The organism is Streptomyces sp. NPDC006207 (genome assembly GCF_040613835.1).
Lineage (GTDB): Bacteria > Actinomycetota > Actinomycetes > Streptomycetales > Streptomycetaceae > Actinacidiphila.
Map to the genome: position 1 here is coordinate 1 of NZ_JBEXSX010000075.1, position 21,520 is coordinate 21,520.

Genomic DNA, 21,520 nt, shown 5'->3' on the forward strand with positions numbered 1-21,520 from the left:
GACCCAGGTGCCTTCGGGGGCGAGGGCCTGGCCGTCGACGAACTCGCCGGTCTTCTCCAGGCGGGCGGCGAAGTCCTGCATGTACTGGACGTGGTTGGAGATCTCCTGGGGCGTCCACTGGTCCATGCACACGTCGTTCACTGCGGCCGGTGCGCCGCGGTAGTGCTTGAGGAGCAGGTACTTGGCCATGGTGGTTCTCCCTGGTGCCGGTGCGACCCATTGTGGCCGCCTTCACCCCGGGGACGGAGCCGGCCACGGGTTCTCGACATCACCGCCCGAGATTTCTCCGATGCCCGTCGACAGTGGAACGGGCCGCCGACCGCCGCGTTGCCCGTAGCGGCTGAAAACGCGGTCACCCAGGATGAAAGTGACCGGTCATCTCAATCGGTCGACCCGCCCCCCTGCCGGACCAGAAGCTACCACGGCTAAATGCACAAATTAAAGCCAGGTCGCCATGGTCGGTGCGAGTGCCGACCGGTCAGCGCTGGGCGACCGCCTGACCCAGGTCGATCCACTCGCCGTTGCCCGCGGTGCGCAGCCGCGCGGCGAGCCCGGCGTCGTCGAAGGCCCGCTCGATGTCGGCGCGGGTCTCACTGAAGTGCGCCCATCCGTCGCAGTGGGCGGCGACGACGATCGGGGACCCCAGTACGGAGGCGGCGGCGCCGGCCCGCTGCGCGGTCAGCGTCAGAGGCCGGCCGCGCATCTTCGACGGGACGCGCGCCGCACCCACGAACAGGACGGCCACGTCGACGGGCGGCATGCGGCGGGCGATCTCGGCCACCACCGCGAGCGAGGCGTTGTCGCCGCTGACGTAGACGGTGGGCAGCTCGTCACCGGTCAGGACGAAGCCGGTGACCTCGCAGTTCACATGACCCTGCTCGTCGCGTTCGCCGTCGTCGGGACCGTGCTGGGCGGGGACGGCGTGCACGGTGACGGTGCCTCCGGACGGGCGGGGGAGCTCCACGCGGTCCCAGGCCGACAGCCCCTGGGCCGGGGCGCCCAGCCGCCGCGCGGCGGCGGGCCCGGTCAGCACCAGCGGCGAACCCAGGGCGAAGGCACGGCCGCGGGTGTCCAGGTTGTCGGGGTGGAGGTCGTGGCTGACGAGGACCGCGTCCACCGGCCCCAGGGCGTCCTCGCCGACGGCGGGCCCCGCCGTCTTGGTGAGGTACCCGTGGTCGCCCGGGTCGTCGAAGGTGGGGTCCGACACCAGGCGGAGCCCGCCGATGTCGATCACCGTGGTGGGCCCTCCGAGGACGCTCACCGCGCCGGGGAGGCGGGCGGGGCTGACCTGATCGTTCATCGCGGCACCTTTCGTGTCGTGCTTGTCACCGGAGCCCGTCGCCGGGCCCTGGGTGATCACATCACACCACCGGGGGGCGGCCCAGGGCGGTCATCCGCGCGACGGTGCGCCACCGCATGGGCCTCCGCGCCCCGCACGGCGTGCGAACACCCTCCATGAAGCCGCCCCACCAGGCCCGAAGCCCCTCCGGTGACGGCCGTTTGAGCACCGTGAGCACCGCCCACACCCCCAGGTACGCCGGCACCAAGGGGGTCGGGAGACGCCGCCTGGCCAGCCACACCCGGTTCCGGGCCACCATCCGGTAGAACACCGCATGCCGTGTCGGGGACGTCCATGGGTGCTGCAGCACCAGCTCCGGCGCGTACCGGATCCGCCAGCCCGCATCCAGCGCCCGCCACGCCAGGTCCGTCTCCTCGTGGGCGTAGAAGAACGCGTCCGGCCAGCCGCCGACCTCCTCCAGCATCCGCATCGACAACGCGTGTCCTCCGCCGAGGAACGTCGTCACCAGGCCGCCGCGCATGGGGTCCGAAGCCCGTAGCCGCGGCACGTGCCGCCGCTGGGTGCGGCCGAGTTCGTCCGCGATCCGGAACGACACGATGCCCAGCCGTGCGTCCCGGCGGTACAGCTCCGCCAAACGGCGGAAGACGTCGGCCGTGATCAGCAGCCCGTCGTCGTCCAGGTCGACCACCACGTCGACATCCCCGAACTGCCGCAGCCGTTGCAGGGCAACGTTGCGACCACCCGCCACCCCCAGGTTCTCCGGGAGGACCACCCCGGTCACCCCGTCCGGCAGCGCCGGCAGCGGGGACCCGTTGCCCACCACGACGACCCGCGCCGGCGGCAGATCCTGCGCGCCGACCGAGGCCAGCAACGCATCGAGTTCGGCGGGCCGGTTGCCCATGGTGAGGACGGCAACCCCGATGCGCAGGTGGCCCACGGGTGAACTCCGTTCGTCCGGAAGTGGTCCTCGCGATGCTAACCGCCCCGCGCTCCGCACACCCCTCGTGCGGTACCGGCCACCACCGGCGCCACAGGCGGCGCCGAAAATCCCGGCACCCGGCGTTCGGTGCGGCGTACGCTCCAGCGCTGTGGATCTGCAGACGTATCTCTTCGATGACCGTCCCGATCTGCACGGGCAGGCGGAGGGGATCTTCGGCGAGGAGTGGCCGGAGTTCATCTTCCACGACCCGGTCGCGGATGAGCACATGGACCGGGTGCGGCGGTGGTTCGGCGAACTGAACCTCCTCCTCGTCGACGGCGAGGACCGGATCGTGGCAGGCGGGTGGGGCGTGCCGGTGCGGTGGGACGGGTCGCGCGACGACCTGCCCGCCGGCTACGACGGCTCGCTGGTGCGGGCCGTCGCGCTGTACGAGGCGGGTGGCAGGGCTGACACGCTGGTGATCGCGGCCGCACAGGTCCGCCGGGATCTGCAGGGGCGTGGTCTGGCAGCGGAGGTGCTGGCGCGACTCGCGTCGGCGGCGGAGCGCGCCGGTCTGGCGCGCGTGATCGCCCCGGTGCGGCCGCCGCTGAAGGCGCGCTATCCGCTCACCCCGATGGGTGAGTTCATGAACTGGGCGCGGGCGGACGGTGCTCCCTTGGACCCGTGGCTGAGGACGCACCATCGTTCGGGCGCGCGGGTGCTGGCTGCGGCGGAGCATTCCATGACGATGGAGGGCTCCGTCGCGCAGTGGGAGGAGTGGGTGGGATTCCCCCTCCCCGCGTCGGGCAGCTATGTCGTCCCCGGGGCCCTCGCGCCACTGGTGATCGATCACGGCGCTGATCGAGGCACGCTGGTGGAGCCGAACGTGTGGGTGCGGCACCGCTGACCCGCCGGCTTGCCGCGCCGTTCGGTCGGGGCAGCCGACGCCCCCCACGGCATCACTGGACCGGATGCCCGTAGCCTGCGGTCATGGTTGGGGGGGGGGTGACGGGCTGCGCGCCTTCCTGGCGGCCGAGCCTCCGGCGTGAGCCGCACGAGTTGATGGCGGGTCAAGCTACTTGAACGTATTTATGCCGTGCTGTTCAATTATTTGACCGAGCAAGCATTGCGGGTGGGGACCCCCTTGCTCGGACCATGGGGATGCGGCCTCGCGGTGATGAGCCACCGCGAGGCCGTGACGGCTACTTGCCCGGCGTTCCGGGGTTGCGCAGTGCCGAGAACGCGGCGCGGAGCTCCCTGGTGAAGATGTCCGGGACCTCCCAGGCCGCGAAGTGGCCGCCCCGCGGAGCCTTGTTGTAGTAGATGAGGTCGTGGTACGCGTCTTCCGCCCAGCTGAGCGGTGCCTGGTAGATCTCGCCGGGGAACACGGTGATGGCGGCGGGGATCGAGATCGACACGGCGTTGAAGTTGTTGGCGTTGTTCTCCCAGTAGAGGCGGGAGGAGGAGACCGCGGTGTTGGTGAGCCAGTACAGGCTGATGTCGTTGAGGATCTCGTCCTTGGTGAGCACCCGCTGCGGGTCGCCGTCGCTGTCGGTCCAGGCGGCGATCTTGTCGTACATCCAGGCGGCCAGTCCGGCGGGCGAGTCCGTCAGTCCGTACCCCTCGGTCTGCGGGCGGGTGACCATCATCGCGGAGTAGCCCGAGCCGGTCTTGTAGAAGGCGTTGAGCTTGTCGTAGGCGGCCTTCTCGTCGGCGGACAGGCCTGACGGGGCCGGGTCGCCGCAGGCGAGCTTCTTCGCGATGGCCGGCGGCACGGTGGCCGGCATGTTGACGTGGATGCCGATCAGCCCGGGGGGCTTCTGCGCCGCCATCTTGTCCGACACCACCGCGCCCCAGTCGCCGCCCTGGGAGACATAGCGCGTGTACCCCAGACGCTGCATCAGCACGGCCCAGGCGCGGGCGATGCGGCTGGGGTTCCAGCCGGGGGTGGTGGGTCGCTCGGAGAAGCCGTACCCGGGCATCGAGGGGATGACGACGTGGAACGCGTCCTGCGCGCGGCCGCCGTGGGCGGTGGGGTTGGTCAGGGGGTCGATGACCTTGAGGAACTCCAGGACCGAGCCCGGCCAGCCGTGGGTCAGGATCATCGGGAGCGCGTCCTGGTGGCGGGACCGGACGTGGATGAAGTGGATGTCGAGCCCGTCGATCCTGGTCTTGAACTGCGGCAGGGAATTGAGCTTCGCCTCGATCTTCCGCCAGTCGTAGTCGCTTCCCCAGTAGCGCGTGAGGTCGCGCATCGTCGCCAGCCGGACGCCCTGCGACTGGTCGGGGACGGTCTCGCGGTCGGGCCACCGCGTCCCGTTCACCCGTCGGCGGAGCTCGGCGAGAGCCGCCTCCGGGATGTCGACGTGGAAGGGCCGGATGCCCGTGCCCTCCGCCGCCCGCTCGTGCACCGCGTCCGGCGTCCGTGAGGCCATGCCGACGGCCCCCGTGGTCGCCGCGGTCATCGCGCCGGCGGAGGTGAGCAGGAGCTTTCGCCGGGAAAGCAGACGGGCAATGTCGGGCATGGCAGGTCTCCGGTCGTCCGATTCCCGGGAGGGAAGCGTCGTGGGCGTGCACGTACCTCGTCGGAGACGGCGGGAGATGCCGCACGGAATGCGCGATCGCCACGGGGTGCGGGGCAGGAGGGCCGGGCCGGTATCCGATATGAGGGTAGTGCGATGAAGCGAGACGCTATGTGGCGCTCTGTTGCTCCGCAACTCAGGGTCGGGCCCGGCCCGGGGTGGCATGGAGGCCGGCAGGTCCGCGTCGCGATCGCGTGTCATCGTTGTTCCGGAGCGCACCGCAACAGGCAGGGGACGACAGTGGCGACGTTGAACGACTTCGCGGAGCTGGCCCGCGCCGAGCAGGGCCTCGGTGTGGTGTCGACGCTGCGCGCCGACCGGAGCATCCAGTCCTCCGTGGTCAACCTCGGGGTCATGAGGCATCCGGTGTCCGGCCTGGAGGCGGTGGCGTTCGTGACCTACGGCAAGGTCAAGCTCGCCAACCTCAGGGGGCGTCCCCGGCTCGCCGCGTGCGTGCGCTCCGGATGGCACTGGCTGACGGTGGAAGGGGACGCCGAGGTCATCGGTCCCGACGACCCGCATCCGGCGGTCGACGCGGACGGCAGGCGCCTGCTGCTGCGGGAGATCTTCACCGCGGCGGGCGGCACCCATGACGACTGGGACGCCTACGACGAGGTCATGGCCGCCGAAGGCCGGGCGGCCGTGCTGGTGCGGCCCGAACGGATCTACGGCGTCTGAACGCGGGCCGCGAGGAGCGGTGACACCTCGGGCCGGCTGAGGAGGACCTGATGGGACGACTCGAGGGGAAGACGGCCGTGGTGACCGGCGCCTCGACGGGGATCGGCCTCGCAAGCGCCCGTCGCTTCGCCGAGGAGGGGGCCCACGTCTACGTCATGGGCCGGCGGCAGGTGGAGCTGGACGCGGCCGTGGCGCGCATCGGGCCCGCGGCGACCGGCGTCCATGGCGACGTCGCCGTCCCCGCCGACCTCGACCGCCTCTGCGAGCGCATCGCCGCGGACGGCCGCCGGGTCGACGTGCTGCACGCGAACGCCGGGGTGGGGGAGCGGGCTCCGCTCGCGGAGGTCACCGAGGAGCACCTCGACCTCCTCCTCGGTGTGAACGTGAAGGGCACGGTCTTCACCGTGCAGAAGGTCCTGCCGCTGCTGAACGAGGGTGCGTCCGTCATCCTCACGGCCTCGATCTGGACGGTCGAGGGCCCCGAGGGCTTCGGCGTCTACTCGGCCACGAAGGCGGCGATCCGGTCCTTCGCGCGCACCTGGGCCAACGAGCTCAAGGACCGGTCCATCCGCGTCAACGCCATCAGTCCGGGCACGATCGACACGCCCCAGCTCGACCAGGCGCTCGGGGCGGGCACGGAGGAGGGGCGACGCATGAAGGAGTTCCTGGTCTCCCGGATCCCGCTCGGCCGCATCGGCGTTCCGGACGACGTCGCCGACGTGGTCCTCTTCCTCGCGTCCGACCAGAGCCGCTTCGTCACGGGTACGGAGCTGTTCGTCGACGGCGGCACCGTCCAGGTCTGACCAGGGCCGGGGAGCGGAGGCCTTGCCTACGAGCGGCCGGCGTCGGGGCAGGCGTCGGCCGACTGCGTCATCGTCCATCCGTCCCCGCGCACATCGACGCCCTTGTACAACAGGGACACGGCGACGGAAGGAGACGCGGCGGCGCCGCCTCCGCCCGAGACCGAGGGCAGCGTGGCGGAGGACCCACCCACGTGGGACACCGTGCACGCCAGCTGCAGCATGGCCGGGTGGCTGAGGGGAGGGATGCCTTCGGGGAGCCGGACGGAGACGAGGCCGGTCTTGCCGACCGTCACCTCCGGTGCGACCGCGAGGTGCGGCAGCTCCGTGGTGACCTTGTCGACCTCGCCTCCGGCCGGTCCGTCGAACAGCAAGCGCACGGCGGCTGCAACGTCCGAAGGATCGGCGAGCTTGCGGCCGACGGGCGTCGGATCGCCGTTGAGCAGGAAATACAGGGACACGGGGGCCGTCACCGCGGGCTCGGGGGCGTAGAACATGCCGCTCGCCGGCGCGCCGGCCTCGATGACGTCGGACGGCGGGACTCCGCAGCCCGCCAGCGTGAGCCCGGCGGCGAGCCCGGCCGTCAGCGCCGCGACGCGCGCCCCCTTCACCGGGCACCTTCGATCACGTCGTCGGTGCCGTCGCCGTCGGCGGCCGAGTCGCGGTGCAGGGGGAGTTCGACGGTGAACGCCGCGCCGCCCCAGGGCAGGTTGGCCGCGGTGATGCGCCCTCCGTGCAGGTGCACGTTCTCCGCCGTGATGGCGAGGCCCAGACCGCTGCTCTCGCTCCTGGTCCGTGTGCTGTTCGCCTTGTAGAAGCGTTCGAAGATGTGCGGCATGGCGTCCTCGGTGATGCCCTTCCCGTTGTCGGTCACCTCGATGACGGCCCACGCCACGTCCGGCCGTTCCTCCCGCACGCTCATGGTCAGCCGTACCGGCGGCGCCCCGTGCCGCAGCGCGTTGCCGACCAGGTTGGCCAGCACCACGTCGAGCCGGCGCGGATCCACGCGGGTCCGGAGCACACCGGGCGGGGGCAGATGGGTCTCCACCTGGCCCTGCCAGCCGCGGGCGGCGAGGGAGTGGTGCACGAAGTCGGCCAGATCGATCTCGTCCACGTTGAGTTCGGCCGCGCCCGCGTCGAAGCGGGAGATCTCCATCAGGTCGTTCACCAGCCCGCTCAGCCGGCTGGTCCCCTCGCTGATCAGCCGCAGTGCCTCGCCGGTCTCCACGTCCAGCCGCAGGGCGTTCTCGTCGAGCACGTCGGTGACCGCCGTCATCGCCGCCAGCGGCGTCCGCAGTTCGTGGGAGACGTCCGCGACGAAGCGGCGCGCCTGGGCCTCCAGGCGGCGCAACTCCGCCACCGAACGCTCCAGTTCGGCCGCCGTGTGGTTGAAGGACTCCGAGAGGTCGGCCAGTTCGTCGGAGCCGTTGACGGCCAGGCGGACGTCGAGGTGGCCTTCGGCCATCCGGCGCGTCGCCCCGCGCAACGCCCGTACCGGACGGAGGACACCTCGCGCGGCCAGCAGCGCCAGGACGACGGCGAGGCCCAGCGCGACCAGGGAGGCGTGCTCGATGGCGCTGACCATCGCACTGACGTAGGCCTGCTCGGTGTCCTGCGGCACCACCAGGTACATCACGAGCCCCGACAGTTGGGGCTCCTTGCCCTCGCCGCTGGTGTACGTGACCGGCAACCCGACGACGAGCCAGGGACGCCCGTCGGTGGTCACCCGCTGGAACACCGCGGCGCGTTTGGTCGCCACGCTCCGGCGCAGTTCCGGGCTGAGCATGTCGAACTCGGCGCCCACCACCCAGGCGCGGAGGTCGCCGTACGTGGCCATGACCCGCCAGCCCTGGGACTGGTTGGCGCGGAACACCTGGTTCACCGCCGTCTGCAGGTCCGACTGGTCCGGATTCGTGGGGGTGTATTCGGCCACGGCGTCGACGCTGTCCCGGAACTGCTGGATGACGGCGTCCTGGCTCTGCTGCAGCACGCCGGTGCGCGCCTCCCGGAAGGTGACGGCTCCGGTGCTCAGTGCTCCGGCCATGGTCACCAGGACGAAGGCCACGACGAGGCGGGAGCGCAGGCCCCGCAGGGGGAGCGGGACCTTCGCCAGTGCCGCGCGGTGGAGGCGCGTCCACCTGGGGCCCTGCCCGGTCGCCGCGGCTTCGCGCTGCCGCACGGCCTTGCGCGGCCGTGCCGATCTCCGGCGGCTCACGCGGTACCGAAGCGGTAACCGAAGCCGCGCACGGTCTGGATGTACCGGGGAGCGCCGCCGAGCTCGCCGAGCTTGCCGCGCAGTCGTTTCACGCAGGCGTCCACGAGCCGTATGTCGCCGTAGTAGCTGTGCTCCCAGACCGCTTCCAGCAGTTGCTGGCGGCTGAAGACCTGCCCGGGCGAGGCCGACAGGGTCAGCAGCAGCCGGAGCTCCGAGGGGGCGAGTGCGACGGGTTCACCTCGGTGCGTCACCACGAGTCCGGCCCGGTCGATGGCCAGCTCGCCGTGGGACTCCGCCCTGGGGCGGACGGCGTCGGAGAACGACGCGTCCTGCCGGCGCAGCACGGCCCGTATGCGTGCGTCGAGCACCCGGGCCTGCACGGGCTTGACGACGTAGTCGTCCGCGCCGGCCTCGAGCCCCACGACCACGTCGATGTCGTCGCCCTTGGCGGTGACCATGATGATCGGCACCTGGTCGCGGTCGCGTATGCGGCGGCACACGTCGAGACCGGACATCCCGGGCAGCATGAGGTCGAGCACGACGACGTCCGGGTGGAAGGGGCGGAGCTGTTCCAATCCCTCTTCACCCGTTCCGGCGGCGAAGACCTCGTGTCCCTGGTGGCGCAGCCCCAGCTGGACGGCCTTCCGGACATCCGGGTCGTCTTCGACAATAAGGACTCGTGGCACGCCGACAGTCTAAGCAGATCGCGATCGGTGACCGGGCGGCGGAAGGGGCCCGCCCGGGAGCTGTTACAGAAGGGTCATACGTGGGGCGTGGGGCCGGCCGGTGGGTCACCGGAAGGCCGCTCGTTATCGTTTCGTGATGGCGTGAGCTCATGGCGATCATCTGAAATGACCAGTTTGAGCTGCCATGCATTCATCCCACCGTGCCGGACGCCACCGGTCCTCCCGTCGCAGGCGCCGTCCGCGCCGCCGGGGCCGGGGTTATCTGGTCGCCACGCTGGTGGTCGCAGGGCTGCTCGGCTCCGTCGCGTTCTTCCTGGACGACGGGCGAAGTGACGCGTCGAGCGGCGCCCCACGCCCGCGGAGCGTGGTGCACGTCACCCCCACGCCCACTCCGACGCCCACGCCCACACCGACCCCCACCCCGACGCCGACGCCGACCCCCACCAAAATCGACGTTCCCGCGACGGGCAGTGGCACCTTCGTCACCGCGCAGGCCGGCGGCGAGAAGGTCGGTCGCGGTCCCCGTCCGCTCCGCTACGTGGTGAAGGTCGAGACCGGCCTCGACATCTCGCCGGACCAAGCGGCCAACGAGATCGCCGACATCCTCGCCGCCCCCCGGGGCTGGACCCACAACCCCGCCTTCGCGTTCCAGTTGGTGAGCGCGGGGCAACCCCACGACCTCACGGTGCGGATCGCGACGCCGGGCACGGCGGACGCCCTGTGCTGGACGGGCATCAAGCAGGACACCCAGGGCGAGTACAACTGCGAGGTCCCCGGCGGGGTCGTGGTGAACCTCAAGCGCTGGGTCGAGGGCTCGCCGACGTTCGACGGCCCGATCCACGACTACCGGGCGCTGATCATCAACCACGAGATGGGGCACTTCCTGAACTACACGCACACCACCTGCGCGGGCCCCGGACAACTGGCCCCGGTGATGATGCAGCAGATCAAGGGCCTGCGCGGATGCGTCGCCAACGCCTGGCCCTACGACAGGAACGGTCGCTTCGTCACCGGCCCGCACGTGCAGTGAACCGGCGTTACAGCTCGGTCATGATCCGGGCCAGGGGCCATCACCTGCGGGCGCCAGCCTGGGACGCACGAACCCGGTGACGCCCCGCCTCAGGGCGGCGACCTCACTTCTCCTCGATCGGATGGAAGAGCATGTCTGGATCCCGCACTGTTCGGATACTGGCCGTGGCGGTGAGCCTGCTGCCGCTGCTGGCGGCCTGCGGCGCCGAGACGGCATCGCAGACGGCGGGCGGTGGCAAGGCCCCGACCGGAGCGCGGGGACAGCTCGACGTCCCCGCGAACGCCGGCGGGGAGCTCAAGAAGGAGTACCAGCTGCAGAACGCGATCGCGGCCTGCATGAAGAAGAAGGGCTTCCCCTACACCCCCATCGCCCCCGAGGACCCCGCGGCATCCTGGGCCGCCGACGGGGCGGACTACGGGCTGACGAAGAAGTACCGCCAGAAGTACGGCTTCGGCGTCTACGCGGGCGTCGTCTATCCCGACGATCCCCAGGCGCCGGGCAGCGAGGCCGCCCGGGACGACGCGAACGTCTCGCCCAACGCGGACTACGTCGCCACGCTCACCGCCGCGCAGAAGGCCGCCTGGGACAAGGCCATGGGCGGCCCCCCGGACCCGAAGACCGGTGGCAAGCAGTGGACCGGATGCGACGGGGAGGCCAACAAGGAGGTCTACGGCAACGCGTCGGCCCAGGAACGCAGCGTCACGACCGCGCAGCGGAACCAGGCGAACGCGCAGGCGCTCAACGGCGATTCCCGGCTGGTGACCCTGGCGCAGTCGTACGCCTCGTGCCTGAAGGACCACGGCATCCCCGTCACGACGACGCAGCCGACCGGCATCGGGGAGATGGTGAAGCTGCAGGCGATGACCTCCGCCGCCCCCGGCGCCGGGGCCGGCGCCGCCGAGGCGAACCCCGACGGCAGCTCCACCAAGCCCATGGGCAAGGACGAGGCCATGCCCCTGCTCGCCAAGGACATCGACCTGGCGATGCAGGACCTGGAGTGCGGCAAGGCTTTCCGGGCCGCCTACTTCCCGAAGTTCTTCAAGGCCCCGACCAGCGGCGGCGGTGCCGGGTGAGGCAGCGCCGCAAGGTGAGCAGCCGGCCCAGGCAGCTCGGCGCCATCGTCGCCGGGGTGGGACTGGTGGGCGCGGGCGGCTGGTTCGCCGGATCGCAGATGCAGTCGCCGGCCGACGCGGCCGCCGCCCACCGTCCGCCGAAGGCCGGACCGGTCACCGTCGCCGTGGAACGGCGGTCGCTGACCGCGAGCGTGGTGGCCCAGGGCTCGGTGGAGTTCGCCTCACCGCAGAGCCTGGCGCTGGCCGGGCCGGTCGGGTCCCCGGACTCCGGCACCGGGGACTCCGGGGCCGGCGACGCCGCCGTCCAGCGCGTCACCAAGGCACCGGTCGCCGGATCGGAGGTGAAGGAGGGCGACGTGCTGATGCAGGTGAGCGGCCGGCCGGTGCTGGTGCTCAAGGGATCCGTCCCGATGTACCGCACGCTCGGTCCCGGCGCCTCCGGCGACGACGTCGAGCAGCTCGAACGCGCCCTGGCCCGCCTCGGGTTCAACCCGGGCGGAACCACCGGGACGTACGGATCCTCCGACGCCGCGGCGGTGAGCCGCTGGTACAAGAGCAAGGGCTTCCACGCGGAGGAGCCCGGATTCGCGGACAAGCAGCAGCTGGGGACGTTGGAAGCGGCCGTGACCACCGCACAGCAGGCGCTCCTGGACGCGCAGGACCCCGGCAGCGGATCCGGCTCCGGTGGGGAGTCCGGAAAGCTGCGGCTCAAGGCGGCGCAGCAGCAGCTGGACGCGGCCAACGCCGCGCTCTCCGCCTTCCAGGCCGGCTACGGTACCAAGATCCCGGCGGGCGAGGTGGTCTTCCTGCCGGACCTGCCGGCCCGGCTGGACAAGGTGTCCTTGAAGACCGGCGACACCCCGTCCGGAACGATCGGCACCGTGACCAGCTCCAAGGTCGTGGTGCAGGCCGTGGTCCCGGGCAGCGACGCCAAGCTGCTCCACAAGGGCATGACGGCCCAGGTGGAGACCCCCGACGGCACGAAGGTGCGGGGGCGGCTGGTGGCGCTCGGCGACGAGGTACCGAAGCACGACGCGGGCGACGGCAAGGACGCGCCGGGGACGTCGGTCGGCGGCGGCGACGCGGCGGCTCCCGTACCGGTGCAGATCTCCGTCCCGTCGGGGAAGCTGGCCAAGAACGCCAACGGGTCCGCGATGGTCACCATCGAGGTGGGCTCCTCGGTCGGCGACGTGCTGACGGTGCCCATCGCCGCGCTGCACACATCGGCCGGCGGGCAGGCCAGGGTGCAGGTCGTGCGGGGCGGCAAGGTCGTGGACGTCCCCGTGAAGGCGGGCCTGTCCGCGGACGGCCAGGTGGAGGTCACCCCGTCCGGTGACGACCTCACGGCGGGCGATCCCGTGGTGGTCGGACGATGACCGGCCCGGCACTGTCGGCGGTGCCCGACGCGGACACCGTCATCCAGCTGGTCTCCGTCGACCGGACCTTCGACTCCGAACCGCCGGTGCACGCCCTGCGGGACGTGAACCTGGCCGTCCGGCGCGGCGAGCACCTGTCGATCGTCGGCCCGTCCGGCTCCGGCAAGTCGACGCTGCTCAACACCCTGGGGCTGCTGGACCGCCCCACCTCGGGCGCGTACTGGCTCGACGGCGTGGAGACCAACACGCTCGGCGACCCGCAGCGCACCTCGCTGCGCGGCAGCCGGATCGGATTCGTCTTCCAGTCCTTCCACCTGCTGCCCTACCGGACGGTGGACGAGAACGTCATGCTCGCCGAGGCCTACCGCCGGCCGCGCCCCGGGCGCGGCCGGGCCGGCCGCCGCGCGAGGGCCGAGGAGGCACTGGGACGGGTGGGCCTGGCACACCGCACCGGCTTCCGGCCGGACCGGCTCTCCGGTGGTGAGAGGCAGCGCGTGGCGATCGCCCGGGCGCTGATGAGCGAGCCCGCGCTGCTGCTCTGCGACGAACCCACCGGCAACCTCGACAGTGAGAACACCGCGTCCGTGCTGGACCTCTTCGATCAGCTGAGCGCGCAGGGCATGACCCTGGTCGTGATCACCCACGAGGAGACGGTCAGCGCCCGGGCCGACCGCCGGGTGAGGATCAGCGACGGACGCCTCACCGAGGAGGACCGATGAGGACCCGTGCCCGGCGACGCGGCAGGGGCGGCGGCAGGGCCAGGGGCATCGAGCGTCCCTGGATGGACTTCCGGGACCTGTGGACCGAGGCGCTGGCGGGGGTGCTGGCCCGTCCCATGCGCTCCGCGCTGACCACCCTGGGCACCGTCCTCGGCATCACCACCCTGGTCATCACCATCGGGGTCTCGTCCACGGCGGGCAACCAGATCGTCGGCCGGTTCGACGCGCTGACCGCCACCTCCGTCACCGTGGTCGTGCCCGCGCCGCCGCCGTCGGCCGACCCCGTCCCTCTCGTGGACTGGCCGGGCGTCGACGCCGTCCGGCGGCTGGCCGGGGTCGACTCGGCGGCGGCCATCGCCGAATCCCAGGCGACCGCGAGCGTCCAGGTACGGGCGAACGACGTGGTGGCGCCCGGGGAGGTCACCGGGCAGACCATGGCGGTCGTCGCTGCGTCCCCGACGCTGCCCGCCGCGGTGCGCGGCACGATGACCGCCGGACGCTTCTTCGACGACGGGGACGTCGCCCGGCACGGCCGGGTGGCGGTGATCGGCGACCAGGCCGCACGGCTGCTCGGCATCGGCTCGGTCAAGGACGCGCCCGCCGTCTTCCTCAAGGGGCAGGCCTACACCGTCATCGGGATCCTCGGCGGAGCCGAACGGGAACAGCAGCTCGCCACCGCCGTGATCCTGCCGCCCACGACCGCGCAGGACCAGCTCGGCCTCGGAGTGGTCACCCGGGTACTGATCAACACCGCGCTCGGCGCGGCGAACCAGGTGGCCCACCAGGCACCCATCGCGCTGGCCCCCGGAGCCGAGGGCGCCCTCGCCGTCACGGCACCGCCCGACCCGGCCAAGGCACGCAAGGGCGTACAGGGCGACGTCAACGGCCTGTTCCTGGTCCTCGGACTGGTCTCGCTGGTGGTCGGGGCCATCGGCATCGCCAACGTGACGCTGGTGACGGTCATCGAACGGATCGGGGAGATCGGACTGCGCCGCGCCCTCGGTGCCTCGCGACGCCAGGTCGCCGGCCAGTTCCTGCTGGAGTCGACGACCATCGGACTCCTCGGCGGCGTCGTCGGCGCCGCCCTGGGCATGGTCGTCGTGGTGGGCGTCTCCGCCGTCAGGGACTGGACCCCGGTCCTCGACGTCCGGCTCGCCTTCGGCGCCCCGGTCGCCGGAGCCCTCGTCGGACTCCTGGCCGGTCTCTACCCCTCCCTGCGGGCCTCCCGCATGGAGCCCGTCGACGCCCTGCGGTCCTGAGGCGGGTGGTGGTGGGGCGGCCGTGGCATGAGCGCGTGCTGATACACGGTTGATGCGTGGCCGAGCACCACCGGACACCCGGCGGGGCATCCGCCTGGCGCATGATGGGAGTCCCCGTACCTGCGTCCGATGGGAAGAGAGTGTCGGTTCTGGTGACAGAGGGGTCCGTCCCGGCGTCCGTGGCGGTCCTGCTCGTCGAGGACGACGAGGTGATCCGCAGATCGGTCACCATGGCGCTGGAGCGCTACGGCTACCGCGTGACGTCGGCGGGTGACGGCCTGACCGGGCTCGAACTGTTCCGGGAGGGCCGCCACGACCTGCTGCTGCTCGACGTGATGCTGCCGGGCCTGGACGGGATCGGGCTGTGCCGCAGGGTCAGGGAGACCAGCATGGACCCGATCCTGATGATGTCCGCGCGCGGCGACGCCCTGGACGTCGTCTCCGGCCTGGAGGCGGGCGCCGACGACTACGTGGTCAAACCCGTGGACACCGCGGTGCTGGTGGCCCGGATCCGCTCGCTGCTGCGCCGGGCGACCTTCACCCCCGTCCCTGCCCCCGCAGCCGTCCCGCCCCCGGCGGACCCGGTGGGGCGGCCGGAGGACCCCGCCCGGCTCGTCTTCGGTGACCTGACGATCGACACCGCCGGTCTTGAGGTGTTCCGGGCGGGCGCACCCGTCGCGCTCGCCCCCACCGAACTGCGGCTGCTCCTGGAGTTCGCCGCGAACCCCGGCGTCGTGCTGGACCGGAACACCCTGCTGCGCAACGTGTGGGACTACGGCTGGGACGGCGACAGCCGTGTGGTGGACCTCTGCGTCCAGCGGCTGCGGAAGAAGATCGGGGCCGACCGGATCGAGACGGTCCGCGGCTTCGGCTACAAGCTGCGGCGCTGAGGTGGACACCGTACGGGACCTGCTCAACTGGCGTTCGCTGCGCTGGAGGATCGCCCTCCTCGTGGCTGTCGCCTGCTGCGCGATCGCGCTGACCGTGGGGGTGCTGGTCCACCGCAGCACCCTGGAGTGGTCGATGAACGACGGCGGCGCGAAGGCCACCGCCCAGCTGGACCGGGCCCTGGAGGACTACGCGCGCGACGGAGTGCCGCCCGAAGGGCTGGAGACGTCGCCCGCCGCGATGCCCGCCGGACTGCTGGACCGGCTGCGGCACGGGCAGGGGCCGAGCACCGGGCACGCCACCTGGTACGACGGTGACAGCCCCGGGGACCATCCGGAGATGTGGGCGGCGCGGATGTACGGGGGCGGCCCGGTGGCGATGAGCACCGACATGACGTCCGACCTGCTGACCCGGCGCGCCCTGGACCGGCACATGTGGAAGTACTCCCTGGCCGCGCTGGCCGTCGTCGTACCGCTCACGGCGCTCGCGGCCGAGCTGCCCAACCGCAGGCTGCGGCGCGTGGCACGGACCGCGCGCCGGATCGCGGCCGGTGACCTGGCCGCGAGGACCACGGACGGCCGCGGCGGCCGCGGCTGCCGCAGCGGCGACGAGATCACCGAGATCTCGGCCACCGTCGACTCGATGGCCGACAGCCTGCTCGGGCGGCTGACGGCCGAGCAGCGCTTCACCGCCGACGTCGCCCACGAACTGCGCACCCCGCTGATGGGCCTGGTCACCGCGAGCGGGCTGCTGCCCGACGGGGAGGCCACCGACCTGGTCCGGGACCGGGTGGGGGTGTTGCGCGACCTGGTGGAGGACCTGCTGGAGATCTCCCGGCTGGACGCCGGCGCCGAGCGGGCCGAACTCAGACCCGTCCCGCTCGCCGAGGTCGTCGAGGACGCGCTGGGCCGCACCGGGCTGCGTACACGGTTCGCCACCGACGGCACCGTGTACGCACGGACCGACCCGCGCCGGGTCGACCGGATCGTGGCCAACCTCGTCGTCAACGCCCACCGGCACGGCGGCGCGCCCGTCGAGGTCGCGGTGGCGGGGACGACGGTGACGGTACGGGACCACGGCCCCGGATTCCCGCGCGCGCTGCTCGCGGACGGGCCCCAGCGGTTCCGCACCGGGGCCTCGGAGCGCGGTCGGGGCCACGGCCTCGGGCTGACGATCGCGCTCGGCCAGGCCCGGGTCATCGGCGCGTCGCTGTCCTTCGCCAACGCGCCCGACGGCGGGGCCGTCGCCACGCTCCGGTTGCCCGCGGCCGACTGAGGCGCGGCGCAGCGCCGGACGGCGTTGATACACGACGGATGAGCGGCCGAGCGGTGGCCGAGGCACGGTCACGGCCGGGCCGACACCAGCGCGTTCCACGGTGGGCGGTGTGCGTGAGAGCCACGCCGTGATCCCGTGGAGGTGCCCCGTCCATGCGCCCAGTCCCCGAACCCCGCGAACGTGACACCGGTGGACCGCGGTCCGCGGCGGCCCGGTCGCTCCGTGCACGGCGCATCCCCGTGCCGGTCGCGGCCGGCGCGGCCGCCCTGGTCACCCTGATCGCACTGGGCGCGCTGGTCGTCGCCACGGGCGACGACGGCGACGGAGGCGACGGGTCCCGGACGGGCGGTCTCCTCGGCCGGCGGCCGGAGCACCGCCCCACGGTGTCGTTGCCCTGGCCGCACGAGGGGCAGACGAGCGTGCTGGTCGAGGGGCTCGGCGACGGAGGCGACCTGGGGGACCGTGGCGCGCAGAACCCGGTGCCCATCGCCAGTGTCGCCAAGGTGATGACCGCGTACGTGATCCTGCGCGACCATCCGCTGCGCGAGGGCGCGACCGGCCCCCGGGTCACCGTCGACCAGCAGGCCGCGGACGAGTCCGTGTCCGGCGTCGAGTCCAGCGTGCCGCTCAGGCAGGGGCAGCGGCTGGGCGAACGGCAGCTGCTGGAGCTGATGCTGGTCCCCTCCGGCAACAACGTCGCCCGGCTGCTGGCCCGTTGGGACGCGGGAACGCAGGAGGCCTTCGTCGTCAAGATGAACCGGGCCGCCGACCACCTCGGCATGGACCGGACCACCTACACCGGGGCCAGCGGCATCGAGGCCACCACCACCAGCACCTCCGGCGACCAGCTGAAGCTGGCCCGGCAGGTCATGCACGATCCGGTGTTCGCAGCCGTCGTCGCCCTGCCCGGCACCACCGTCCCCGGAGTGCCCGGCACCGTCCTGAACACCAACACCCTGCTCGGCACGTCCGGCGTGATCGGGCTCAAGACCGGCTCCAGCACCCCCGCGGGCGGCGCCCTGATGTGGGCGGCCACCGCACCCGACCGCCGCGGACGTGGCCATCTCGCCCTCGGCGTCGTCCTCCACCAGCGTCCCGGCACCAGCCCGCAGGAGGGCCTGAACGCCGTCCTGGGCGTGAGCCACACCCTGGTGGAGGGCGTACGGCGATGGGTCGCCGGGACGGACCCCGCGTCCGCGGCCGGCGCCCGGTCCGGGGACCGGTGAGCCGGCCGTGACCACTCTCCTCCGCGTACCCGGCGCCCCGCCGGAACCCGAACCCGCTCGCGGACGACGGCCGGGCGGATGCCCGGGCACGTGGCGACGAGGACGCGTCGCCGCCGCCCTCGCGGCGTCGGCCGCACTCGTCATGACGGGCCACGCCCACGTCCCCAACGGGCCCGGCCACCTCGGCAGTCTCGTCGAGACCTTCCTGCCGTGGACCGGCCTGGCCGTACCGCTCCTGCTGCTGTGCGCACTGCTGCGGCGCTCCGCGACCGCCGCCGTGGCCGTCCTGCTGCCCGCCGTCGTCTGGTGCTCGCTCTTCGGCGGGGCACTGGCCGACAAACGGGCGGCCGGCGGGGACCTGACCGTCGTCACGCACAACGCCAACGAGCAGAACCCGGACCCGGCGCGCACCGCCCGTGCCCTGGCGGCCTCCGGCGCCGACCTGGTGGCCATCGAGGAAGTGGGCGACAACGCGCCGGCGTACGGCAGCGCACTGGGCGCCGCGTACCCCTTCCACTCGGTGCAGGGCACGGTCGGCCTGTGGAGCCGCTACCCGCTCACCGACACCCGGGCGGTCGACATCGCGCCCTGGCCGCGTGCCCTGCGTGCCACCGTCCGCACCCCCAAGGGGCCCGTCGCCGTCTACGTCGCCCACCTGCTGTCCGTCCGGTTCACCCCTGTGTACGGGTTCGGTACGGCCGGACGCGACGCCGCCGCGCGCGTTCTGGCCGGCGCCCTTCGCGCCGAACCCCTGCCCCGCACCCTGCTCATGGGCGACTTCAACGGCACCACGGACGACCGGGCCCTGTCGGCGGTCACGTCCCAACTGCGTTCGGCTCAGGCCGAGTCGGGTGCAGGGTTCGGCCTGACCTGGCCCGCGTCCTTCCCCGTGGCCCGGATCGACCACATCCTGGTGCGCGGTATGGAACCGCGGTCGGCCTGGACCCTCCCGGCCACGGGCAGCGATCACCTGCCGGTGGCGGCATCGGTCCGTCTGTAGGCGGGCAGGTCCACCTCCGCCCACACGACCTTGCCGCCGCCCGGCACCGGCCGGCAGCCCCATCGGCGGGACAACTGGGCCACCAGGTAGAGGCCACGGCCGTGGTCGTCCAGGGACCGTGCGCGACGCCGCCGTGGGAAGCACCCGTCCGCGTCGGACACCTCGCAGGTGAGGACCTGATGCCGGATCAGGCGCAGCACGACCGGGCCGGCGCCGTGGCACAGCGCGTTGGTGACCAGTTCGCTGACGATGAGCCTCGCCGGGTCCTCGAGCCCGTCCAGGCCCCAGGCGGTCAGTTGACGGGTCGTCACGTCCCGGGCCTGGCGGGCGGCGGTCCGGTCACCGGGCAGAGCGAAGGAGGCGACCTGGTCCGGGGCGAGGGAGCGGGTCCGGACCAGGAGCAGGGAGATGTCGTCGGACGCGGTCCGGCCGCGGAGGGCCTCCGTCGCGAGACCGCACAGGTCCTCCAGGGACCGGCCCGGCCGGGCGAGGGCGGTGCCCAGGCGGCGCATGCCTTCCTCGATGTCGTGGTCCCGGTTCTCGACCAGGCCGTCGGTGTACAGGGCGATGAGGCTCCCCTCGGGCAGCTCCACCTCCACGGCCTCGAACGGGTCTCCCAGCCCGATGCCCAGCGGGGCCCCGGTGGGCAGGTCGGGGAAGGTGACCCGGCCCTGCGGGTCGACGATGACGGGCGGGGGGTGACCGGCCCCCGCCATGGTGCAGCGGCGGGTCGCGGGGTCGTAGACGGCGTACAGACAGGTGGCGCCCATGACGGCGGGGGTCGCGTGGTCGTCACCCTCGGCCAGCCGCTGGAGGGTGTCGTCGAGGCGGGTCAGCAGTTCGTCGGGGGGCAGCTCCATGTCGGCGAGGGTGTGGACGGCGGTGCGGAGCCTTCCCATGGTCGCTGCAGCGTGCAGGCCGTGCCCGACGACGTCGCCGACGACGAGGGCGACCCGGGCGCCCGACAGCGGGATCACGTCGAACCAGTCGCCGCCGACACAGTGGTCCACGTCGGCGGGCAGGTAGCGCGATGCCGTCTCGACCGCTGCTCCGCCCTTCAACTGGCGGGGGAGCAGGGTGCGTTGCAGGGTGAGGGCCGCGGTGTGCTCGCGGGCGTACTGGCGGGCGTTGTCCAGCGACAGGGCGGCGCGGCCGACGAGCTCTTCGGCCAGCAGCAGGTCGACGTCCTGGAACGGCGACTCGTTGTCGGTGCGGACGAACAACGCCGTTCCCAGCAGCGTGCGCCGCGCCCGGATGGGAACGATCATGATCGAGTGCGCGCCGTTGCCGCGGAGCCGGTGCGCCAGCTCCGGCACGGTGTCGAGCCACGTGCCGGGAGCGGTGTCGAGCGTCGGCTCAAGGCGGGACCTGCCGGTACGCAGCACGTCGGTGAGGGGCGAGACCAGGGGCACACCGATCGGTTCGCCTCGCAGCCACGGGGATTCGGGGACCCCGGGGTGGATCGATGCGAGCCCGGCACGCCGGAAACCGGGCAGGCGCCTGCCCTCGGCGCCGACACGGACCGGAGGGCCCTCACCGAACGAGACCGACAGCTCCAGGTCCACGGCGACGTAGTCGGCGAGCAGGGGCACGGCGAGGTCGGCCAGCTCCTGGCCGGCCTGCATCACGTCCAGGGTGCTCCCGAGCCGCGCACCGGCCTCGCCGAGGACGGCGAGGCGCTCGTGAGCCCGCCGGCCCTCGACGACGTCCGCGCTGATGACGCACACGCCCAGTGCCTGGTCGTCCGCGTCCAGGAGGCATTGACAGGACACCGCGAACGGCCGCTCCCGGCCCGGAGCCGTCGGGAGCCAGGTGCGGTACTCGTGGACCCTGGAGGTGCCGCTCCGCAGCACCTGCCGCATCAGCGCCTCGATGGCCCGCGCCTCGGCGCCGGAGCGGATGTCGGGGAACCGGCGCCCGAGGCGCCGGTCACGGGGAAGGCCGTCGTGGCTCGCCATCGTTGCGTTCACGCCGGTGCACCGCAGTTGCCGATCACGGATGATGACGCCGATCGGCGCGCGGGTCAGCAGCGATCCCCGCACCGAGCCGTTGATGGAGCCGGCGGACGACGTGCCGGCATTGATCAGGGAGGCGAGCCACTGCGTCTCGCCGTCATGCCCCTGCACCATCGAGATCCGCAGCGTGGTGTCGACCATGCGGCCGTCCCGGTGGCGCACCGCCGTCACGCCAGGCCAGCCGTTCCGGGCGCGGCACTGCTCGACGAAGGCCGACATCGACAGCGCCGCCCCGTACGACGGCAGCACGTGGGCGGCTGACCGGCCCACCATGTCGCCCGCGGAGAGTCCGACGAGCTGCCGGGCGGCCTGCGTCCATCCGACCACGGTCCCCTGCTCGTCGAGCAGGGCGATGGCGGTGTCGGATATCTCGGCCGTGTTCAGCTGTTTGCCAAGAGACAAGTCGGGGCTGAATGTGGTCGCCAAGTGGCTGCCCTCGGATGGATGGGGGATGGGTGCGACAGGGGCGCGGAGCTTTG

The 21,520-nt window shown here is 72.5% G+C and carries 20 protein-coding genes; 12 read left to right on the forward strand and 8 right to left on the reverse strand.

Annotation, left to right across the window (positions count from 1 at the left end; all coding sequences use genetic code 11):
• The 3 genes from ABZ312_RS38590 to ABZ312_RS38600 all read right to left on the reverse strand — a co-directional run.
• Positions 1 to 189: YciI family protein (locus ABZ312_RS38590; RefSeq protein WP_500439717.1), on the reverse strand; the 189-nt coding region annotated here is incomplete at its 3' end.
• A 289-nt stretch (positions 190 to 478) separates the two neighbouring features.
• The gene (locus ABZ312_RS38595; RefSeq protein ID WP_500325941.1) at positions 479 to 1,300 is read right to left on the reverse strand and encodes an MBL fold metallo-hydrolase; all 822 of its coding nucleotides are present in this window, start codon (positions 1,298 to 1,300) and stop codon (positions 479 to 481) included.
• Between the two features lie 61 nt (positions 1,301 to 1,361).
• Positions 1,362 to 2,237 carry a glycosyltransferase family 2 protein gene (locus ABZ312_RS38600; RefSeq protein WP_500325939.1) on the reverse strand — a complete coding sequence of 292 codons (876 nt, stop codon included), beginning with the start codon at positions 2,235 to 2,237 and terminating at the stop codon, positions 1,362 to 1,364.
• A gap of 151 nt (positions 2,238 to 2,388) precedes the next feature.
• Between ABZ312_RS38600 and ABZ312_RS38605 the strand changes: the two genes are divergently transcribed.
• Positions 2,389 to 3,126 (forward strand): GNAT family protein, encoded by a 738-nt coding sequence (locus ABZ312_RS38605; protein WP_500325937.1) that lies wholly within the window; start codon positions 2,389 to 2,391, stop codon positions 3,124 to 3,126.
• A 295-nt stretch (positions 3,127 to 3,421) separates the two neighbouring features.
• Here the strand turns inward: ABZ312_RS38605 and ABZ312_RS38610 are convergent, their stop codons facing one another.
• On the reverse strand, positions 3,422 to 4,744 hold the full coding sequence (locus ABZ312_RS38610) for an epoxide hydrolase family protein (protein WP_500439718.1): 1,323 nt from the start codon (positions 4,742 to 4,744) through the stop codon (positions 3,422 to 3,424).
• Between the two features lie 297 nt (positions 4,745 to 5,041).
• On the opposite strand from ABZ312_RS38610, the gene ABZ312_RS38615 reads away from it, so the two are divergent.
• Entirely contained in the window at positions 5,042 to 5,479 is a 438-nt protein-coding gene (locus ABZ312_RS38615) for a TIGR03618 family F420-dependent PPOX class oxidoreductase (protein ID WP_500439719.1), read from the forward strand.
• A gap of 50 nt (positions 5,480 to 5,529) precedes the next feature.
• The gene (locus tag ABZ312_RS38620) at positions 5,530 to 6,282 is read left to right on the forward strand and encodes an SDR family NAD(P)-dependent oxidoreductase (RefSeq protein ID WP_500325931.1); all 753 of its coding nucleotides are present in this window, start codon (positions 5,530 to 5,532) and stop codon (positions 6,280 to 6,282) included.
• Between the two features lie 26 nt (positions 6,283 to 6,308).
• On the opposite strand, the gene ABZ312_RS38625 is transcribed toward ABZ312_RS38620, so the two are convergent.
• The 3 genes from ABZ312_RS38625 to ABZ312_RS38635 are packed head-to-tail and all read right to left on the reverse strand — an operon-like array spanning position 6,309 to position 9,180.
• Complete coding sequence (locus tag ABZ312_RS38625; RefSeq protein ID WP_500439720.1) at positions 6,309 to 6,890, reverse strand: hypothetical protein; 582 nt, start codon at positions 6,888 to 6,890, stop codon at positions 6,309 to 6,311.
• On the reverse strand, positions 6,887 to 8,494 hold the full coding sequence (locus tag ABZ312_RS38630) for a sensor histidine kinase (protein ID WP_500325927.1): 1,608 nt from the start codon (positions 8,492 to 8,494) through the stop codon (positions 6,887 to 6,889). Before ABZ312_RS38630 ends, ABZ312_RS38625 begins: the two co-directional genes overlap by 4 nt.
• A complete protein-coding gene (locus tag ABZ312_RS38635; protein WP_500325925.1) occupies positions 8,491 to 9,180 on the reverse strand; it encodes a response regulator in 690 nt (229 codons plus the stop codon). The genes ABZ312_RS38630 and ABZ312_RS38635 overlap by 4 nt, the downstream gene beginning before the upstream one ends.
• Positions 9,181 to 9,364: 184 nt before the next feature.
• On the opposite strand from ABZ312_RS38635, the gene ABZ312_RS38640 reads away from it, so the two are divergent.
• The 9 genes from ABZ312_RS38640 (at position 9,365) to ABZ312_RS38680 (ending at position 19,026) form a co-directional block, all read left to right on the forward strand.
• A complete protein-coding gene (locus ABZ312_RS38640) occupies positions 9,365 to 10,210 on the forward strand; it encodes a DUF3152 domain-containing protein (RefSeq protein ID WP_500439721.1) in 846 nt (281 codons plus the stop codon).
• Positions 10,211 to 10,341: 131 nt separating this feature from the next.
• Positions 10,342 to 11,283 carry a hypothetical protein gene (locus ABZ312_RS38645; RefSeq protein WP_500360788.1) on the forward strand — a complete coding sequence of 314 codons (942 nt, stop codon included), beginning with the start codon at positions 10,342 to 10,344 and terminating at the stop codon, positions 11,281 to 11,283.
• Between the two features lie 14 nt (positions 11,284 to 11,297).
• Positions 11,298 to 12,659, forward strand: a complete 1,362-nt coding sequence (locus ABZ312_RS38650; protein ID WP_500439722.1) for a peptidoglycan-binding protein — start codon at positions 11,298 to 11,300, stop codon at positions 12,657 to 12,659.
• Positions 12,656 to 13,378, forward strand: coding sequence for an ABC transporter ATP-binding protein (locus ABZ312_RS38655; RefSeq protein WP_500325917.1), 723 nt, complete (start codon positions 12,656 to 12,658; stop codon positions 13,376 to 13,378). The genes ABZ312_RS38650 and ABZ312_RS38655 overlap by 4 nt, the downstream gene beginning before the upstream one ends.
• On the forward strand, positions 13,375 to 14,637 hold the full coding sequence (locus tag ABZ312_RS38660) for an ABC transporter permease (RefSeq protein WP_500439723.1): 1,263 nt from the start codon (positions 13,375 to 13,377) through the stop codon (positions 14,635 to 14,637). The genes ABZ312_RS38655 and ABZ312_RS38660 overlap by 4 nt, the downstream gene beginning before the upstream one ends.
• A gap of 230 nt (positions 14,638 to 14,867) precedes the next feature.
• Complete coding sequence (gene cseB / locus ABZ312_RS38665; protein ID WP_500326214.1) at positions 14,868 to 15,527, forward strand: two-component system response regulator CseB; 660 nt, start codon at positions 14,868 to 14,870, stop codon at positions 15,525 to 15,527.
• 1 nt (position 15,528) lies between these two features.
• On the forward strand, positions 15,529 to 16,800 hold the full coding sequence (locus tag ABZ312_RS38670; protein ID WP_500439724.1) for an ATP-binding protein: 1,272 nt from the start codon (positions 15,529 to 15,531) through the stop codon (positions 16,798 to 16,800).
• A gap of 152 nt (positions 16,801 to 16,952) precedes the next feature.
• The gene (locus ABZ312_RS38675) at positions 16,953 to 18,026 is read left to right on the forward strand and encodes a D-alanyl-D-alanine carboxypeptidase family protein (RefSeq protein ID WP_500439725.1); all 1,074 of its coding nucleotides are present in this window, start codon (positions 16,953 to 16,955) and stop codon (positions 18,024 to 18,026) included.
• Between the two features lie 7 nt (positions 18,027 to 18,033).
• Complete coding sequence (locus ABZ312_RS38680) at positions 18,034 to 19,026, forward strand: endonuclease/exonuclease/phosphatase family protein (protein WP_500439726.1); 993 nt, start codon at positions 18,034 to 18,036, stop codon at positions 19,024 to 19,026.
• Here ABZ312_RS38680 and ABZ312_RS38685 read toward each other — a convergent pair.
• Positions 18,993 to 21,443, reverse strand: coding sequence for a SpoIIE family protein phosphatase (locus ABZ312_RS38685; protein ID WP_500325910.1), 2,451 nt, complete (start codon positions 21,441 to 21,443; stop codon positions 18,993 to 18,995). The genes ABZ312_RS38680 and ABZ312_RS38685 overlap by 34 nt on opposite strands.
• Positions 21,444 to 21,520: the final 77 nt, after the last annotated feature.

Bases quoted from the DNA above. Each gene is read 5' to 3' on its own strand.
- ABZ312_RS38595 (WP_500325941.1), bottom strand. From the start codon at position 1,300: ATGAACGATCAGGTCAGCCCCGCCCGCCTCCCCGGCGCGGTGAGCGTC.
- ABZ312_RS38610 (WP_500439718.1), bottom strand. From the start codon at position 4,744: ATGCCCGACATTGCCCGTCTGCTTTCCCGGCGAAAGCTCCTGCTCACC.
- ABZ312_RS38620 (WP_500325931.1), top strand. From the start codon at position 5,530: ATGGGACGACTCGAGGGGAAGACGGCCGTGGTGACCGGCGCCTCGACG.
- ABZ312_RS38640 (WP_500439721.1), top strand. From the start codon at position 9,365: ATGCATTCATCCCACCGTGCCGGACGCCACCGGTCCTCCCGTCGCAGG.
- ABZ312_RS38645 (WP_500360788.1), top strand. From the start codon at position 10,342: ATGTCTGGATCCCGCACTGTTCGGATACTGGCCGTGGCGGTGAGCCTG.
- ABZ312_RS38655 (WP_500325917.1), top strand. From the start codon at position 12,656: ATGACCGGCCCGGCACTGTCGGCGGTGCCCGACGCGGACACCGTCATC.
- ABZ312_RS38660 (WP_500439723.1), top strand. From the start codon at position 13,375: ATGAGGACCCGTGCCCGGCGACGCGGCAGGGGCGGCGGCAGGGCCAGG.
- cseB (WP_500326214.1), top strand. From the start codon at position 14,868: ATGGCGCTGGAGCGCTACGGCTACCGCGTGACGTCGGCGGGTGACGGC.
- ABZ312_RS38675 (WP_500439725.1), top strand. From the start codon at position 16,953: ATGCGCCCAGTCCCCGAACCCCGCGAACGTGACACCGGTGGACCGCGG.